An 18,164-nucleotide genomic window follows, 5' to 3' on the forward strand; every position below is an offset into this window, starting at 1 on the left:
AGTTTATTTGATATTATAAAGTGGCACGTAAACCTCACTTACAAAATCTTCCGCTGTAGTAGGCGTAGTAGCCGAATCGTTTCTTTTTTGGTAATTCATAAAGCCGGTTTGGATTGCCGTCCCCATCTCTATCAGATTATCTGTAAAATCTTCTGAAAAGCCATTATCTAAGAATACCTGCCTGGCCTGCTCTTCGGAAATTTGCACATAGGGTAGTTTGGGGTTACCGATAGCTTTACCAATAATGGTAGTAAATTCGCGATAGGTATAGTCCCTCGGCCCCATTACAGCATGGATACTCTTCCCTTTAAAATCAAGATTTGATAAATATGCCGCAGCTACTTTGGCTACATCCCGGGTTGCTACCATGGGTATGGCATGGTCTCCATCTGCAACTGTACCATTAATTCCTTTGGATTTAACCAATCCGATGGTTCTTAAAAAGTTATCCATAAAATAGGCGGAACGAATATGCACTACATTGACATTTTGCAACTGGTTTAGCCTGACTTCCTGCTCACCTGTGCCACCCATGATGCCATTGCCTTCATGCATATGAGATCCCAGGCTACTCATGTTCACTATATGCTTAATGCCGGATTTTTCTATAGCTTGTATATAGTTGCTGGTAACCTGCCTTTGGTATGCCCTTGTATTTTCCGCTTTTACATTATCCGGCAAAATAAGGAAAGCACTATCTGCATTTGTAAAAGCATCAACAATAGTGTTTACGTCATTAACATCACCCGTAATTACTTCTGCACCCATACTTTCAAATTGTTTTAACCTATCAGTATGCCGTGCCATTACAGTAACCTGATTTTCTCTTTCCTCTAAGAGGATTTTGACAATTTTACTTCCTACTGTCCCGGTGGCCCCGAGTACTACTATTTTTTTCATTTGTTACTATTTTTATTGTTACTAATTATTTACACTACAAAGGTGCTAAGAACCTTTTCTGAAAAATTGTATCATATCACTGTTATGGTGGTTATTGCAGGTTCCCGCTATACATCCCTTCGTCAAAACGAACTGCATCCGTTTTGGTAATGAATAGTATGATATCACTTACTTCAAGTGCGCGGAATGTGGGGTTTTCATGCTCAATTAAAGCACTTTCTCCGGTTCTGATCTCCATATCGTCTCCGACATTTATTCTTCCTTCAAAAACATAAAACAGGAAGGCGCAATTTTTAAATGGTGCTTCGGGTAGGACAATATCTTTACCCTTTTCCAGTCTCAGGTCCATCAGCCATGTATTGCTCCTTATTTGTAATGGATAATCACTCCCGTTGCCAGCTATCTTTCGCCAGAGGTTAATACTGAAAATTGCTGACAGGTCGTAAAACTGAACTTGCGGCGGGAGACCACCGGTTTCCGGCCTGATAAAAATCTGCAGCCCTTCTAAAACACCACCTTCTTCCAGTACCCTCTCCTCATGAAAGTAGCTTGACCCGGCATTCATCATCATTAATTTCAGGTTTGAGATAATATCAGTATAACCTTCAGAGTCAAGATGCTTTACTTTACCGCTTCGCAGATAGGTGAGAATTTCATCATCTCTATGTGGATGCATGGGGATAATTGTGCCTGGCGTGATACGCGCATGGTCAATCCTTCCTATAGTGGAAAAGCCGGTATCGTTTAATTGGGGCCTTATAAGCCCGGGATATAAAATTTGTATCCCAAACCCCCCATGCTGCTTTCCATATTTTATGGTGTTATCTATCTTAGTAACCATTGTTCTTCTTATTAAGTTAGTATTTGTGCAATCTCAGGCATTTACTTATAAAAGTTTAGTTATATTTCTACCACCACTTTTCCTATATATCCGCCTTTTTCAGCATATTGATAGGCATCTTTGTACTGGCTAAATGGAAACACTTTATTAACCTCAATATCAAGCCCGTCCTTTAATGCACTTAGTAAAACATCGGTGTGTTGGGTTGAGGGACTGGAAAGTAGTATAATGTGCTTTTTGGACGTAAAGAGGTTTTTGAAAAGTGATACCGGAATTTCTATTGGCCTTGGTGTAGGGTTTAGGAAAAGGGCGTTGGATTTCATTATCTGCCTGGCATTTTCGTATCCCATTTTGCCGGATAAGTCAATTACTATATCGTAAGTGGCATCTCTGGAAAGGACATCTTCTTTTTTATAATCTATCACGGAAATTGCTCCCCATTTTTTGGCAAATTCTGCTCCCTTTGTGCCGGTTACGGCCGTTACATTCACCCCTCTTTGTTTTAATAATTGAAGCAGGAACATGCCGAAACCGCCTGTAGCTCCATTGACTAAAATGTTGGTTTGTGAATTGATGTTACCCATTTTTTGTAATGCCGTAACTGCTGCTGTACCCACTACAGGAATAGAGGCGGCCTGGGCAAAGCTGATATTGGAAGGCTTTTTCCACACTAAAGAAGCGGGCACAGTTATGTATTCGGCTGATACGCCTTCTTTCATCATGTTTTTAACCACACCAAAGACTTCATCACCTAATTTTAAACCGTGTACAGAAGACCCAATATCTTCAATAATCCCCGCGAAATCAGCACCTGTGTATTTTGGGAACTTTGAGCCCGACATTAATTTCATTTCACCCTTCCTGATTTTCCAGTCCATCGGATTGATTGAAAATGCTTTGACTTTGACTACTACTTCATCTGATTTAACAGAAGGTTTTGACTGTTCTATAATTTGTAAAACATCCGTGGTTCCGAATTTCTTGTACGCTATTGCTTTCATGATATTATTTTTAATCGTTTAAAATGATATCACAAAGTTGCGAACAAGCCCATCATCAAACTTGTATCAAATCACTATTGTGCTTTTACACAATAAAAAAGGCACCTTCTTTACGGGTGCCTTTAATCGATAGGATTATAATGAAAAGTAAAAGTCAGGACTAATAAACCTGTATCAGGTCGCTGCTATATTTCAGCGCTTTGGGTGGCATTCCAAACATTTCGTACATATACTTATTGAGCTGCGGGAGGTCATAAAAGCCGGTATCATAAGCAATATCAGTAAGGCTTCTGTCTTTATCGGTAAGCGTAATATAGATTGCCTGTCGTAAACGTGTCCATAACAAATATTTGGACAAGCTGCTGCCGGTTTGTTCCTTGAAAAGTGATGCTAAACGGGAAGGGGAGAGAAAAACCAGATTGGCAAATGTTTGCGGTGTGATATCCGATTTAAAATAATTGGCCTTAATGTACTCAACAATCTTGGTAACTCTTTCATCATATGCCACATCGGGTAGCTTAGAAAGCAAAGTGTCAATTATAGTATTTACATCCAGGCTTTCTTTGGGTGTCTCAAAAAAAATATTGGTTTCGGTTGGCGATTCAAAAACAACAGCATCCATATTTCCTTTAAACTTGCCTGCCAGCTGTAAGCCAAGGGTTGAGTAGGGCTCAATGTTTAAAACATTTAAAGTCCCCTTTTCCGCAACGCAAAAATGGGGTACATGGGGCTTTATCAGGAAGCCATGAATGCTGTCGTGTTTTGTACCGCTAAATGTTGAAGTAAAAGGCACATCATTGGACAACACAATCTGGTAGGCTGCATGGTGATGAATTTCCACGGTAAGGTTACGGGCCTGCAGGGCTAAAATAAAGGGATTCATATATACTGCATTATTGTTACGTATTGTTGTAAAACTACTTAAAAATCTTTTAGACAGATAATTTTTAATCTTACGTTACAGGCTGCATCAATTAAAAGAGCTTCTAAATGCTAATGGAGATACACTGGTTTTACTTTTAAATAATTTTGAAAAGCTCTGGCTGTGTTCAAATCCCAGGTCAAAAGCAATTTGGGAAACTGTTAATTCAGTCGTAGACAGTTTTTCTTTTGCTTTTTCGATCAGTTTCTCGTGGATATGCTGTTGTGTCGTCAGCCCTGTCAGCGATTTTAGCATGCTGCTCAGGTACATAGGCGATATATTGAGTGACTGGGCAACGTACTGCACTGTAGGCAGCCCGGTAGTGTTTCCATTATCGAAATAAGCATCAATCACCTGTTCTACATTCGCAAGGATTTGATGATTGGCAGCTTTCCGGGTCAGGAACTGCCTTTGGTAAAAGCGGTCGGAATAATTGAGCAAGGTCTCCAGCTGGGAAATAATAATGCCCTGGCTGAATTTATCCATATTGGCATTATATTCCTGTTCAATATTTTGAACGATAGCATTAAGCTTTGCTTCTTCCTTTTCAGAAAGAAACAACGCTTCATTTACGGCGTAATCAAAAAAATCATATTGTCTTATAGTTGCAGCCAGAGGCTTATTCCATAAGAAATCAGGATGAATCATCAAAACCCAGCCGCTTTTTGCCGTAGCAATTTCTTCAATCTTTTCAATGCCGAAAACCTGGTTGGGTGCTATAAAGAACATTACCCCATCATCAAAGTCATAATGACTTTGCCCATACTTAAATTTGGCGCCGATGCTGCGCTTAATGGAAATATGGTAGAAGTCAAATACGAAATTCTTATGATTAATTTCCCTGGAGCATTCAAATGTCCCATAATCAAATAAACTAATTAAGGGATGCTGCGGTGAAGGTAGGCCCTTCATCTTATGAAATTCAGCAATTGATTTTACCCTATGTACCCGATGTTGGCTCATGTATCAAAGTTACAAATTATTAGATCATCATTCCCCCTGAAAGCTCAATTCGCTGGCCGTTGATCCACCCCGCTTCAGGCGTGCAAAGAAAAGCTACCACCCCGCCAATATCTTCAGGTTCACCCACACGTCCTAATGCTGTAACGGACGCTATAGCGCTTCTTTTATTTTCATCGGATTTATTTGAACCTCCGCCGAAATCGGTTGCAATCGCACCCGGCGCAACGGTGTTGGCGGTAATTTGCCTTGAGCCCAGTTCTTTGGCAAGGCATCTGGTGTAGGTTTCTATGGCCCCTTTCATACTGGCATAGGCAGATACATTTGGAAAAGACACCCTTGTTAATCCCGAAGAGATGTTTATTATCCTGCCGCCATCATTCAATAACGGCAATAGCTTTTGGGTTAAAAAGTACACCCCTTTAAGGTGGATATTCATCATACTGTCAAAGGCTTCTTCGGTAGTTTCTGTCACAGAACCGTAAACACCGGCCCCGGCATTGTTGATCAGAAAATCGAAGTTAGGAGAGCCTTCATGCTCGTTTAAATGCAGGCGTACCTGATCTGCAAAAATATCGAACGTCTTTACATTACTTACGTCCAGTTGGTACGCAATAGCTTTTTGCCCGAGGGATAGTACCTCTGTGACAACTTTATCTGCTTCCGCCTTATTACTGTGATAGGTGAAGATAATATTGTTTCCGTTTTTGGCCAGGTTAATGACCATATCCCTGCCAAGGCCCCGGCTACCGCCTGTAACGATAGCGATTTTACTTTTAGATGACATACATTTAGTATTTAATATTATACTACAAAGTTCACTATCTCCTACCTTAGTTATGTAGCCAGATTATTGATTATTGTAGCCAATTTTAATATTGCATTTGCGTTGGTATCCGGTTTTTTCTTTACTTAGGTCCATCTACAGCAACAAGGGTGGGCAGGTGTATCGTGGTGGTTAAGAACAGCAAATTATGTAATTAAAAAGCTGTTCTGAATTGTACAGGGGTTATTCCGGTTTTCATTTTGAATAACCTGCTGAAGCTTTGTGAATGTTCAAAGCCTAATTCATAGGCTATTTCACTGATTGACAAATTTGTGGTCGAAAGTTTTTCTTTTGCTTTCTCAACCAGTTTCAGATGGATGTACTGCTGCGCACTTTGCCCGATAAGGGATCGGAGCAAATCGCTGAGATAGCCGGGAGAAACATTCAATTTATCAGATAGATACTGCACCGTGGGTACTCCTTCATACACCGATTGCCGGTTATTGAAATACGCATCTATTAAAGCCTCTGTTTTTTGAAGAATATCATTGTTTACGGCCCTGCGGGTGATGAACTGGCGCTTGTAAAACCTATTGACGTAACTTAGCAGCAGCTCGATGTGGGCAACCATTACTTCCTGGCTAAATTCATCTACACGGCTGTTGAGTTCCTGATCCATACTGGTGTAAACAGAAAGGATGATCTCCTTTTCCTGATCGGACAGGTGCAGTGCCTCGTTGACCGCATAGGAAAAGTAGTCATATTGCTTAATCTTTTGTGCCAGTGGGTAGCCCAGGAAGAAATCGGGGTGTATAAGTAGTATGTAGGCGTGGGTATTTCTGTTATATTCCGTTGTCCCTGCCAATTGGTTGGGCGCTAAAAACAGCATACTGCCTTCATCAAAGTCATAATACTCCTGGCCATATTTTAATTTTCCGGCATTCTTTGTAATGAAAGTTATTTTATAGAAATCCAGGACATTATAGATAGGGGCCATGTCGGTATTGAAAGGGTTACTTTCATTAAAGTGTACCAGGCTTATTAACGGATGTTGCGGCTTGGGCAAACCAAAAGCCGCGTGGCTCTCCGCTATAGATATAAATCGTATGAGATCGTCCTCTTTTTTTTTCATAGGATTTTTTTCCGGATTGATAAAGGCCCGTACCCAAGTGACATTCCGTCTCTTTAGGGTTGGTGAAAATACTGTCTAATTTAAATAAAACCCATGACTATAAATAGTGTCACAGGTTTTATTTCAAATATTGGAAATACTACCATGGAAGGATATTGTCCGCCCCGGTAAAATTATCCGGTCCTGTAAAGCTTCCTGAAGGGATGTCTTCTGCCAGGGCAACGCGTATCGGTTCAAGGGAACCTTCTTCTACCGTATCAGTTCCCTGAAAATTATTAAGTGCAGTAGCGGTAAAACCAGGGCTTACTAAATGGACTTTGATTCCGGAACCCTCTAATTCTATCGCCAGTGACAGGAAAATGCCATTGAGCGCGGTCTTGGACGCACCGTAAACAGCGTCAAATGACTTTCGGTAAGGATTTTCAGGGTTAGCGCTTATAGTAAGAGACCCTAGTGCGCTGGAAACCGTCACTATTCGCGCGGCGGCTGCCTTTCGCAATAACGGTAAAAAGGCCTGCGTTAGGGCAAGGGTACCAAATACGTTAGTGTCCCAAACAGTACGCATTTCGCTTATGGATGCAACGCTGGGAAACTGCGCCCCAAGGATTTCCTCCATCGTGCGTCCAGGTTCTCCGGCGTGTGAAATGGCGGCGTTATTAACTAACAATGTAAGGTACCCGAATTCCCTTTCTATTAGCTTTACTGCTGCATGGATCGAATTGGTATCCGTTATATCCAATTGGATAGCTTTTGCGTTACCACCAATTTTGGCAGCAGCAGTTTCGCCTTTTTTTAGATTGCGGGAACCTACATATACGGTGTAACCGTTATCAGCAAGGGCTTTTGCTATTTGGTAGCCTACACCTGTATTTGCCCCAGAAACAAGTGCTGATTTCTTTTTGTTTGTTTGCATAAGTATTGAATTTTATACTGCAAAGTTCTGCCACAGTTAAATGATGCCCGTAACTGAATCGTGGATTATTGTAACCAAATCAGCGATGGCATTCTTTCAGTGATGGGGAGAACGGTAAACGTTGTAATGAGGATCCGGATGCCGTACTATCGCTAATAAACAAGTATAATTTGTGAGGCGGATACAGTACTGAAGGTTTTTTGCAATTAACGGCACGTTTTTTACAAGGCCATAGCTACCGAAACCACTTACGTTTACCAATTAAATAGGTTTTTTCTTTCATGAACTTGCCCGGACCCTTTCGACGACCTTTATAAAAGATTTGATAGTATTGGCGCAGCTTTCCGCGTGGTGAAATTCTAAATTGAAGATAGTTTATGGTGCGTTAAAGAAACAATGTTGTCAGCGGCTTTTAAAAGGAACTGTCAAAATTTCATTTTCTGTAGTGCCAATTTTTCATTTTTTCATGGTGTAAAATGTCATTTTAGGCAATGGTATATCGTTTGTATAGGTTCGTTCGCAGCGGTTAGCAGCCGCGCGGTTCTGAAAATTATTGTACAACTATTAAAAAGTAAGTATTATGTCACTAATGAAAAGAAATGGGAGTATGCTCCCTGCATTTCCGGGATTTGATGATTTGTTCACCCGCGAGCTTTTTAACTGGGGAAACACTAATTTCTCGTCCACCAGCACGACCATTCCGTCCGTAAACATTAAAGAAAACAACGAATCTTTTGAAGTGGAAGTGGCCGCTCCGGGGATGGAAAAACAAGATTTTAACATCACTCTTGACGGCACCTTGTTAACTATCTCTTCGGCAAGGCAAAACAGTACCGAAGGCAAGCAAGATAATTACACCCGCCGCGAGTTTAGCTACCAGGCATTTCAGCGTAGCTTTGAGTTGCCTAAACAGGTAGTGGATGAGGATAACATCAATGCCCATTATGATAACGGCTTGCTTCATATCACAATTCCGAAAAGGGAGGAAGCTAAACGAAAAGCTCCAAGAATGATTGAAATAGCTTAAAGGCTAAATCTGTTGTTTCAATTATTTCATGTTTAAATGGCGAAGGCTATCCCGCAAAAGCGGGAAAGCCTTTTTTATAATGATGGTATGACTTCAAAAATATTTACAGGTATTGTTGCGCTATCCTTTGTAATACTGATACTCGTTATTCTCCTGCGAAGGCTAAGGCAGCCCTATTTCGTAGCGTATATCTTGTCAGGAATATTGCTTGGACCAGAGGTATTCGGTATCATAGCAAAAGGCGATTACATCGGGGAATTAGGTGAACTCGGAATCATATTATTAATGTTCTTTATTGGAGCTGAGATCAACCTGCCCAGCCTTGCCAGGAATTTCGAGAAGCCTTTACTGGCCGCGCTTACGCAGCTATTACTTAGCCTCGCGCTTATGTGGGGTGTTGGCTATTACCTGAACTGGTCATATACTACCATCATACTAACGGGATTTATTATCAGCCTTAGCAGTTCTGCCATCATACTCCAGTACCTTTCCCGAAACGGAGAAATTAATTCGTCGTTAGGGCTTATCACCTGTGGCGTACTACTGGTACAGGATATTCTTATCGTTCCCATGATGCTGATGCTAAATTTTATGGCGCATGGCTCTGTAGAACCTTTTGAGCTTGTTAAGGTTACATTAGGAGCTACACTGACCGTTGCCTTTCTAAGAGCTGCCTTTATAAAAAAACTCGTTAAGATTCCGTTTAAGAGAGATATCCTCGGGGATCATGACCTTCAGGTCTTCATAGGTTTTGCACTTTGCTTCGGTATGGCGTGGGTAACGCATTGGTTTGGGCTCTCAGCAGCCCTTGGAGCATTTGCTGCCGGCATCGTAATCGGACAGGATAAAGCTACCCGTTGGCTTGACAGGTCGCTTGTACCTTTTAGAGTGTTCTTTCTAACTTTTTTCTTTATTTCCATAGGGTTGCAGATACAGTTGACCTTTATCAGAGAAAATATCGGAACACTGCTTTTTGTGGCTTTTTCTGTGCTTCTAATCAACAGCCTAATCAACGCTCTAGTTTTCAGGGTTACGGGGCACAGTTGGCGAGACAGTATGTATGCCGGCGCGCTTCTTTCTCAGATTGGCGAGTTTAGCTTTCTGCTTATGACTATTGCGGCCGAACTGAAACTCGTGGGAAGTTATACCTATCAGATTACACTTGCCGTTATTGCGATGACCATGATCTTTACAACGATATGGATTGCCATTATACAAAAGTTCATTTATAAAATGGATAGTACTGTCTAAATCAAGTTAGGTATGGCAAATCTTTGGCGCGAATAGAGTTATAGCTATCAATTTGCCGTTATGCGCTCAAGAAGAACCCGGGTATGCCGCTCACAATGCCCTGCTTTAACAGGGTGATCAACCGTTCGTAATCATATATATGATAATAGTTTAACGTAACCTTACCACTTATTAACAAACCGCTATAATTTGCTTGTTTTGTGGATGTTTAACTTTATGCTAACTCAATTTAGTAATAATCAAAAACATTCCAGCTATGTCAATTATCCAAGAAGACCATTCAGAAGGCCCGGTAGCCAAAGCCATCGAAAACCAAACTTCAAAACTTCCTTCAGATCTATTTTTGTGGGCTGCGGTAGGCTCTATGGCCGCTTCGGCCACCTTAAAATGCCTGGGCAGGAAACACAGTGCATTGTTCGTAGGGCAATGGGCTGCCCCTTTCTTGCTGCTCGGGATTTATAATAAGATCGTCAAGGTGGAAGGCAGCGACAAAAAGTCCAGACATTTTCCCTCATCCCAAACTTCGGCACCTGCAGACCAGCACCCGATAAGTGATTACGCAGAGCCCGAAAAAGATATAACAGTCTAACGTTTCAGGATGAGAAGCGTCAGATTATTTATAGCCTTTGCCTGCGTGTCAGGTTTTGGTGTAGCGTATGGGCAAAAGGGAATCCCACGGCCGGAAGATACCAAGCAGGCTGTGGTGACCAACTTTCCCACCCATGTGGAATTTAGTCCCGATAAAGTCAAATCACTTAAGGCGGCAAGCGGATGGCAGGTAGAAGCCGTTGCCACAGGGCTGGGTAAGCCTAGAATGCTCCATTTTGGCGCCAACGGGCAGCTTTATGTAACCAGGAGGGATGCCGGCGATGTACTGATGCTGACTGACACAGACAGCGACGGCAAATTCGACGACATGTCCCGCGTAGCTGACTTTCCGGGCGTGCACGGCATTACTATTAAAGACGGCCAAATGTACCTGTGCAATAACAATCAGGTGCTTCGATACAAGCTTAACGCGGACGGTACACTTGGCAAGATTGCCGATACCCTGATCAGCGACCTGCCAAGCGGAGGGCAGCATCCCAACCGGACCATGGACTGGGGGCCTGACGGCATGCTGTACATATCCGTGGGCAGCGTATGCAATGATTGCAAGGAAAGCGACAAGGAGACGGCAGCACTATTGCAAGTTGATCCCGCAACCTGGAAGCGCAAGGTGTATGCGTCAGGCCTGAGGAACATGATTGGCTTTGACTGGCATCCTGTCACTAAGCAGTTGTGGGGCGTCGACAATGGCGGCGATTTCCGTGGCGATGAATGGCCGCCCGAAGAGCTTAACCGTATCGTCATGGGCGGAAACTATGGCTTCCCATTAGTATATGGCAAACGGGAAGTGGATATGACAAGGGAAGACCCCATTGGAAACACCAAGGAAAATTTTGCGAAAGGCACTGAGCCTTCCGTCATGGAATTTCCGGCGCACAGCGCTCCCATTGCCTTTGCCTTTTTCGACGATGGCGATGCTTTGGTCTGCTGGCACGGGTCATGGAACCGGCAGACTCCTTCCGGTTATAAAGTGCAGCGCATAAAGTTCGACAAAAGTGGTAATCCTACCGGAGCTGAGGATTTCCTGACTGGGTTCCTCAACGGCAACGAACGCTTCGGCAGGCCTGCCGGCGTAGCCATTGCACAGAACGGCACGGTCTATATATCCGATGACGCTAACGGCGTGATTTACGCCCTAAAACCAGCAAAAAAATGAAAAGTTTATACCTGTTCCTTATAACCACCATTTTCGTATATGGGCAGCAGCCCACACAGCGTATCGAATTCAATGCACCCGGTTCATATCCGGAAGGCGTTGCCTACAATAAGGCGACCAATCTTTACTATGTCTCCTCGGCCAGGCTCGGTACCGTAGGAAGCGTCAATCCGGACGGAAAATACTCGGAGGTTCTTTCCGATAAGAGCCTGAAATCGACCTATGGGCTAAAGGTACATCCCGACGGAAAACGATTGTTTGTATGTGCCGGCGATGCTAACTACAGCATATACAGTACGCCCACCAGCAAAAAAAAGGAAGCCCGGCTGATCACGATTGATCTTAAATCAGGGAAGAAACTGACAGATGTTGACCTTTCCGGATTAATTCCCGGAGAACACTTTCCTAATGACCTTGCCTTCGACGATAAGGGCAATGCGTACGTTACTGACAGCTACGCTGGAGCGGTTTATAAAGTTGATGCTTCAGGCAAGGCCTCAGTATTTGCAAAAGGTAAAGTGCTCGAATCTGCAGGCGTTGGGCCAAACGGCATCGTTTACCATCCGTCAGGTTCGCTTATCGTGGCTAATAACGGTAAAGGATGCCTGGTGAGAATACCGCTGTCGAATCCATCACAAGCCACCAAGGTCAACATTCACCAATTTTTTCCGGGAGCAGATGGGATGCTCCTCAATGACAACAATACCCTCACGCTGGTGCAGAACGGCGGTGTCAACAAGATTTTCAGGATACAATCCGCCGATGGCTGGATAACAGCAAAGGTCATCGCGTCGACCCTGACAGAAGACAGGTTTGCCTTTCCGTCAACAGCCACATTTTCGGGCGACGATACCTGGGTAATGAACGCTAATTTCGGAGAGCTTGCAGAAGGCAATAACGTCCCGTCTAAGACATTCACGATCCAAAAGGCTATATTCAGGCCGGTAAAATAAAACAAAAAAATAAAAACACCTAACATGAAAAATAAGCATGCATTGATTACAGGCGCTACCAGCGGTATCGGCTATGAGTTGGCAAAACTTTTTGCAAAAGACGGCTACAACCTCGTACTGGTGGCGCGTAATGAGGATAACCTGAAAGCCACGGCCCAGGAGATGGAACAACTGAACAGCGCTATCCATGTGCACGTCATTCCTGCCGACCTCTTTGAACCGGGAGCTGCCGAAAAGATATATGACAAGACCACCGCCCTTGGCATCACGGTAAATGTCCTGGTCAATGACGCAGGGCAGGGTGAGTGGGGGAGGTTCATCAAGACCGACCTGAAGCGCGAAATGGATATCATCCAGCTAAACATCGTCGCGCTGATCAGCCTTACAAAGCACTACCTGAAGGAAATGGTGGACCGCAATGAGGGCAGGATATTGCAATTGGCCTCGTCGGTATCCAAAGCGCCATCGCCCTACCTGTCGGTTTATGCGGCGACCAAGGCTTTTGTGCTTTCCTTTACCGAAGCGTTGGTCGAAGAGCTGGAAGATACAGACGTTTCCGTGACCGCATTACTGCCGGGGGCAACCGATACGGATTTCTTCCATAAGGCGAAGGCAGAAAATACAGTGACCTATAGGGAAACCGACCTGTACACCCCTGAGGAAATGGCCAAAGGAGGTTACGATGCGCTGATGTCTGGTGACCGAACTGTAACGCCGGGCTTTATGAATAAGACCCAGAAAGCCATGAATACGCTGATGCCTGACGGTGCCATAGCAGCCAACATGCACAAGCAGATGGAGTCAAGCATGAAAGAAGACGGGCGAACCGAAGCGACGCATGCCGCCTCAAAGCGAGAGCGTGAAAGCATCAATTCGCAGAAAGAAGGCGTTAACGGGGATTTCTAAACAAAGTAACCATGCAAGATCCTATCGACGACAAGATTACCAGCGGCAGCCACCATTCCTACTGGAATGATTCTGCCGAGCCACTGCGTTATGAACCACTCAGGACCGACCTCACTACCGACGTTTTGGTTATAGGGGGCGGAATAGCAGGCCTCACGGCAGCGTATTGTATAGCCAAATCGGGACTACAGGTTGTGCTGGTAGAAGACGGCTGCCTGGGCAGTGGCGAATCAGGAAGGACGACGGCGCAGATTACGTACGCGCTGGATGACAGGTACTACGACCTTGAGAAATTCTTCGGGAAGGAAAATGCCGCACTGGCCGCCGAAAGCCATAAGAAAGCGCTGGAATGGATCAGGGAGACCGTCAACAGCGAAAACATAGACTGCCATTTCATGGATGTGGACGGCTACCTGTTTTGCCACCCAACTGATGCCGAATCGAACCTTGATAAGGAATTGGAGGCAACGCAACGGGTGGGGCTTCCTACCGAAATGACCGATAAGGTTCCCGGCCTGCCTTCCGGTCTTAAAAGGCGCGCCCTTCGTTTTCCGGATCAGGGGCAGTTCCACATCATGAAGTACCTAAGGGGCCTTGCTGAGGCTATTGTAAGAATGGGAGGGGAGATTTATACCGACACCCATGCTGATGCCATCAGCGGGAAAGGCGCTAAGGCGAACGGCCACACAATAACGGCCAGCCACATTGTGGTGGCAACCAACACGCCTGTAAATGACCTGGTAACGATGCATACCAAGCAGCACGCGTACCGCTCCTACGTGATAGCAGCCAAAGTTCCGAAAGGTGTCCTTCCGTACGCTATGTGGTGGGATACCGGTAATATGGAGTCTAAATGGGTGGCCAAGCCGTACCATTACGTGAGGCTTGAGCCACTGGACGACAACCATGACCTGCTTATCTCGGGAGGGGAAGACCACAAGACGGGACAGGCGGATGAAGAGCACATCAGCGAAGCGCAGCGCTATGAAAACCTTACCCGCTGGTCACGGGAGCATTTCCCGTACTTTTCAGAAGTAAGCTACCGATGGTCGGGACAGGTTATGGAGCCTGTCGACTCGTTGGCCTATATCGGCAAAAACCCGGGAGACAATAACATCTTTATCATAACGGGCGATTCCGGTAACGGCATGACCCATGGCACCCTCGGGGGACTCATTATAAATGACCTGATTACAGGCAAGGCCAATCCATACTCGGAGCTGTACGATCCGGCGAGGATAACCCTCAGAACAGGTGTTGATTACCTGAAGGAAGTCGGCAACATGGGCTATAAGATGATAAAGGATTGGGTAACTTCAGGCGATGTTGATGCTATCAGCCAACTGCCTGCAGGCAAGGGCGCCATACTTTCAAAAGGGCTAGAGAAAATTGCCGTTTACAGGGACGGCGAGGGGACAGTACACAGCTGCTCTGCCGTTTGCCCGCACCTCGGTGGCGTGCTGCAATGGAATGACGATGAAAAATCGTTCGACTGCCCCTTGCACGGTTCACGGTTCACCGCCTATGGTTCGGTAATCAATGGCCCCGCCAATTGCGATTTAAATAAGATAGTTTAATTATAATAAGACAGCCATGAAAAAATTTCTGACACCCCTTATGGCCATAACATTTATGGCATTGGCCTCCTGCAAGCAGGAGCCTAAAGGAAATAACCCGATGGACAATACCTCCTTGGAGACAGAAGACAGTAAGTCGGCCACTCACACGCAACCTGAAACGCCGCATGCTCAGGACAGCACCGGGATGTATTCGCCGGACAGCACGCAGGCATCGCCACCAACGGTAACCAAGCCCTAACCAAACGCATAATTATGGAAGCACTGAAAGACTACCTTCCCCATTCGGTGGAGGGTAAAAACATATTGATTACGGGCGGCACCACGGGAATCGGGCGTGCTACCGCATTGCTGCTCGCCAGGCTGGGGGCAAATGTTATGATCACCGGGCTTGATGAGCAGCATCTTAAGGATGCCCTTAAAGACCTTTACAAGGAGGCCAAGGGCGAAGTGTATGATGTCATCGCAGACCTGAGTACCGAGGAAGGCGTCAATGCGACATTTCGCACGGCCGACAGCCATTTTGATAAGCTTGATATCCTCATTAATAATGCGGCTTTACCGGCAGGCAAGGTCGAGAACGGCTCCTATTCTGAATGGCAGCGTGTGATTAATACCAACCTGCTTGCCTATACAGCGTGCACTGCCCAAGCCCTTGAACGCATGAAAGGCGATGGCCATATCGTAAATATCGGCTCCATGAGCGCTGACGTACGTGAAGAGACCGGGTCGATCTATGTGGCCACCAAATCCGGCATACAGGGATTTTCCGAAGCACTGCGTAAGGAAGTCAACAAAAGCGGCATTAAGGTCACGCTAATTGAGCCCGGCGCGGTGGATACCGATATGCAGGACCAGCCAACGCAGGAGAAGAAGGAAAAAGTTGAAAATCTGGAAATGCTGACTGCGGATGATATTGCCATAAGCGTGCTGTATTGCCTGTCACAGCCCAAACGATGCGACGTTGTAGAACTTAAGGTCAGGCCGCACCTGCAAATAATTTAAGGATTAAATAAAACCAAATACCATGAAGCCAGTTTCCGCATGGACAGCTGCCGCGCAGGCAAATTTGGAAAGCGGCACCCTTATAATTGAAAAAGAACTTGAGGGATATCTTCTAAAAGTTGTCCTCGACCGCTTTAATCTTTGGATTGTTGCAGAGTGGAAAGGAGGCGGCAGGGTCGCCTTCCGGGCCGCACATGCCGCAGGTGCCGAACTTTCAAAGGCAAATATGAATCAGGAACGCGATACGATCATTTTTGAACTTGAAAGCAGTACCATGCGCATCCGGGTTGTCCTTTTGTTTCCGGAAAGCGAAAGCCCGATCTTCCGGTACACCACCACCATTACCCCTGCATTCGATATGGTGATGCCGTATTGGCCCAGGGATATTTTGCCATTGTTCAGCAAGAGTGGGAAAGCGCAAAACACCACAGGGACTGTCCATGCCTCCCAAATAGGCAACAGGTCTGGCCTGCTTTTCTTCAGCCTTGAGAACCCGGACTGCGGGTCGGTATTCTACTTCCAGGATCTTGGTGCTTTATCCAAGTACTGTGAGCACACCCAAACCCCCGCGGGCGGGCTCGTGGGCGGGCAATGGCCGGAAATCGGCATGACGCTTCCCAAAGCGGAAGAAAATCCGCTGCTGAAGGGCGAAGCATATACCATTTCCGATGCACATATCATTCTGTCCAATGCAATTATGAAAGACAATTACCAAATGTCGAGGGAATTCCTGAATAATCTTGCAGAAGTCTATCTCCACTTGCCAAAACCGGAAACGAAATATCGTGACTGGCCGGACATCCTGCACGCAGGGCTAAAGGGCCTGACCGAACACAAGGGATGCTGGAAGTATGCTGATGGGAGGAGTTATCTCAACGCCTATGTAAGCGACTATAAGACGCCGCCGGAGAGCATGGTGCAGCTGGCAGTGCTGCTGCCGCTGAAGGATTTTGACGCCTGGAGCGGCGAAGACCATAAGGAGATCATCGAAACGCTGCACAATGGGCTGGAGAATTTTTACGACAAGGAAATCGGTACAGTGATGCGCTGGCTGCCCGCGATGGAAAAAAACCTCGACTGGAGTGAAGAGCAGAAAAGGCCGGAAGTGATGGACTCGTGGTACCTGCACCATCCCCTGATGAACCTGTCGCGGCTGGCGCTTGATGGCGACGGGATGGCAAGGAAGCTTTTGCTGGATTCTATTGATTATGTCATAAAGGTAGCCCGCCATTTTGACTACCAATGGCCGGTATTCTACAAAATGGCCACACTGGAAGTGCTGAAAGGGGAGACCGAACCGGGCAAAGGCGGTGAAAAGGATGTGCCGGGCGCGTATGCGCACCTCATGATCCAGGTGTGGCAGCTGACAGGGGAAGAAAAATATTTCAAGGAAGCGGTGAAAGCTGCCAAAAAGCTCGAAGGCCTTAGCTTCGATATCTTCTACCAGGCCAATAACACCGCCTTTACCGCGGGAGCCATGCTGAGGCTGTACCGCGAAACCAACGACAAGCTGTTTCTCGATATCAGCTACATGTGCATTGCAGCCTTGCTAAAAAATGTCCAGCTCTGGGAATGCGATTATGGCTATGCGAAACACTATCCCACTTTTTTCTCCATATACCCGCTCAAGGACGCGCCGTATTCGGCGGCGTACGAAGAGCAGGAGGTGTTCGCCGCAATACATTCCTTGCTCAATGAAGCGGACCAGATTGACGACTTACTGCCATCGGTAAAGCTGCTGTTGGCGGAATGCGTGCGCTACACCATCAACCGCGTAGTGTATTATTACCCGCCCATGCTGCCGACGGAGATGCTTGCGGAGAAGAAGGACGTGAAAACCGGAGAGATCGATGCCAACCTTTGGGTTGCGGTAGAGGACCTTCAGGATGGATGGGAAAAGTCCGGCCAGGTTGGACAGGAGGTTTACGGAGCAGGGATAGCCTTCGGTATTGTTCCCCGGCAATACTACAAAGTCGAAAAGGCCGGTTTCATGATATTTACCGAATATCCGTGTACAGGCCACCGTATGCAAAAAGATACTGTCAGCTTCAGGGTGAGGGGAAGCGCCCGTCTGACATTCAGGATGGTACTGCTACCCATTGAAAAGGGCGCCCGGCTACCGTCGATGACCGTTAGTTTTGGAGAAGGGCGTAAATTCAAGGAAATACAGCCGGTGCACACCTTGAAAGATAGCGTAGAATACAGGCTTCCAGGCGACTGCAAGGCTAAGGTGAAGTGGCGGTAG

At 45.7% G+C, this 18,164-nt stretch carries 18 protein-coding genes; 10 read left to right on the top strand and 8 right to left on the bottom strand.

From position 1 onward, the window contains the following. Window positions 1-3 precede the first annotated feature (3 nt). From OGH69_RS01515 to OGH69_RS01550, 8 genes are all read right to left on the bottom strand, one after another. Entirely contained in the window at window positions 4-900 is an 897-nt protein-coding gene (locus OGH69_RS01515) for an NAD(P)H-binding protein (RefSeq protein ID WP_265172667.1), read from the bottom strand. A gap of 91 nt (window positions 901-991) precedes the next feature. Then, on the bottom strand, window positions 992-1,741 hold the full coding sequence (locus tag OGH69_RS01520) for a pirin family protein (RefSeq protein WP_265172668.1): 750 nt from the start codon (window positions 1,739-1,741) through the stop codon (window positions 992-994). Window positions 1,742-1,800: 59 nt separating this feature from the next. Beyond that, window positions 1,801-2,742: an NAD(P)-dependent alcohol dehydrogenase gene (locus OGH69_RS01525; protein WP_265172669.1), complete on the bottom strand. Its 942-nt coding sequence runs from the start codon at window positions 2,740-2,742 to the stop codon at window positions 1,801-1,803. Between the two features lie 160 nt (window positions 2,743-2,902). Continuing rightward, window positions 2,903-3,625 (bottom strand): helix-turn-helix domain-containing protein, encoded by a 723-nt coding sequence (locus OGH69_RS01530; RefSeq protein ID WP_265172670.1) that lies wholly within the window; start codon window positions 3,623-3,625, stop codon window positions 2,903-2,905. Between the two features lie 87 nt (window positions 3,626-3,712). Beyond that, window positions 3,713-4,627: a helix-turn-helix domain-containing protein gene (locus tag OGH69_RS01535; RefSeq protein ID WP_265172671.1), complete on the bottom strand. Its 915-nt coding sequence runs from the start codon at window positions 4,625-4,627 to the stop codon at window positions 3,713-3,715. A gap of 19 nt (window positions 4,628-4,646) precedes the next feature. Further along, window positions 4,647-5,411, bottom strand: coding sequence for an SDR family oxidoreductase (locus OGH69_RS01540; protein WP_265172672.1), 765 nt, complete (start codon window positions 5,409-5,411; stop codon window positions 4,647-4,649). A gap of 193 nt (window positions 5,412-5,604) precedes the next feature. Further along, window positions 5,605-6,522 (bottom strand): AraC family transcriptional regulator, encoded by a 918-nt coding sequence (locus tag OGH69_RS01545; RefSeq protein ID WP_265172673.1) that lies wholly within the window; start codon window positions 6,520-6,522, stop codon window positions 5,605-5,607. 139 nt (window positions 6,523-6,661) lie between these two features. Next, window positions 6,662-7,435 (bottom strand): SDR family NAD(P)-dependent oxidoreductase, encoded by a 774-nt coding sequence (locus tag OGH69_RS01550; protein WP_265172674.1) that lies wholly within the window; start codon window positions 7,433-7,435, stop codon window positions 6,662-6,664. Between the two features lie 580 nt (window positions 7,436-8,015). On the opposite strand from OGH69_RS01550, the gene OGH69_RS01555 reads away from it, so the two are divergent. From OGH69_RS01555 to OGH69_RS01600, 10 genes are all read left to right on the top strand, one after another. After that, window positions 8,016-8,462 (top strand): Hsp20/alpha crystallin family protein, encoded by a 447-nt coding sequence (locus OGH69_RS01555; protein WP_265172675.1) that lies wholly within the window; start codon window positions 8,016-8,018, stop codon window positions 8,460-8,462. A gap of 36 nt (window positions 8,463-8,498) precedes the next feature. Then, on the top strand, window positions 8,499-9,713 hold the full coding sequence (locus OGH69_RS01560; protein WP_265172676.1) for a cation:proton antiporter: 1,215 nt from the start codon (window positions 8,499-8,501) through the stop codon (window positions 9,711-9,713). A gap of 256 nt (window positions 9,714-9,969) precedes the next feature. Further along, entirely contained in the window at window positions 9,970-10,302 is a 333-nt protein-coding gene (locus OGH69_RS01565; protein WP_265172677.1) for a hypothetical protein, read from the top strand. A 9-nt stretch (window positions 10,303-10,311) separates the two neighbouring features. Continuing rightward, window positions 10,312-11,478, top strand: a complete 1,167-nt coding sequence (locus OGH69_RS01570; protein WP_265172678.1) for a PQQ-dependent sugar dehydrogenase — start codon at window positions 10,312-10,314, stop codon at window positions 11,476-11,478. Continuing rightward, window positions 11,475-12,431, top strand: a complete 957-nt coding sequence (locus OGH69_RS01575; RefSeq protein WP_265172679.1) for a beta-propeller domain-containing protein — start codon at window positions 11,475-11,477, stop codon at window positions 12,429-12,431. Before OGH69_RS01570 ends, OGH69_RS01575 begins: the two co-directional genes overlap by 4 nt. Before the next feature lie 24 nt (window positions 12,432-12,455). After that, complete coding sequence (locus OGH69_RS01580; RefSeq protein ID WP_265172680.1) at window positions 12,456-13,337, top strand: SDR family NAD(P)-dependent oxidoreductase; 882 nt, start codon at window positions 12,456-12,458, stop codon at window positions 13,335-13,337. A gap of 11 nt (window positions 13,338-13,348) precedes the next feature. Then, complete coding sequence (locus OGH69_RS01585; RefSeq protein WP_265172681.1) at window positions 13,349-14,914, top strand: FAD-dependent oxidoreductase; 1,566 nt, start codon at window positions 13,349-13,351, stop codon at window positions 14,912-14,914. A 16-nt stretch (window positions 14,915-14,930) separates the two neighbouring features. Continuing rightward, complete coding sequence (locus OGH69_RS01590) at window positions 14,931-15,155, top strand: hypothetical protein (RefSeq protein ID WP_265172682.1); 225 nt, start codon at window positions 14,931-14,933, stop codon at window positions 15,153-15,155. A gap of 14 nt (window positions 15,156-15,169) precedes the next feature. Further along, window positions 15,170-15,919, top strand: a complete 750-nt coding sequence (locus OGH69_RS01595; protein WP_265172683.1) for an SDR family oxidoreductase — start codon at window positions 15,170-15,172, stop codon at window positions 15,917-15,919. 22 nt (window positions 15,920-15,941) lie between these two features. Next, window positions 15,942-18,164, top strand: a complete 2,223-nt coding sequence (locus OGH69_RS01600; RefSeq protein WP_265172684.1) for a glycoside hydrolase family 88 protein — start codon at window positions 15,942-15,944, stop codon at window positions 18,162-18,164.

The sequence above is a fragment of the Flavobacterium sp. MFBS3-15 genome (assembly GCF_026107645.2).
In the GTDB taxonomy this organism is placed as follows: Bacteria; Bacteroidota; Bacteroidia; order Flavobacteriales; family Flavobacteriaceae; genus Flavobacterium.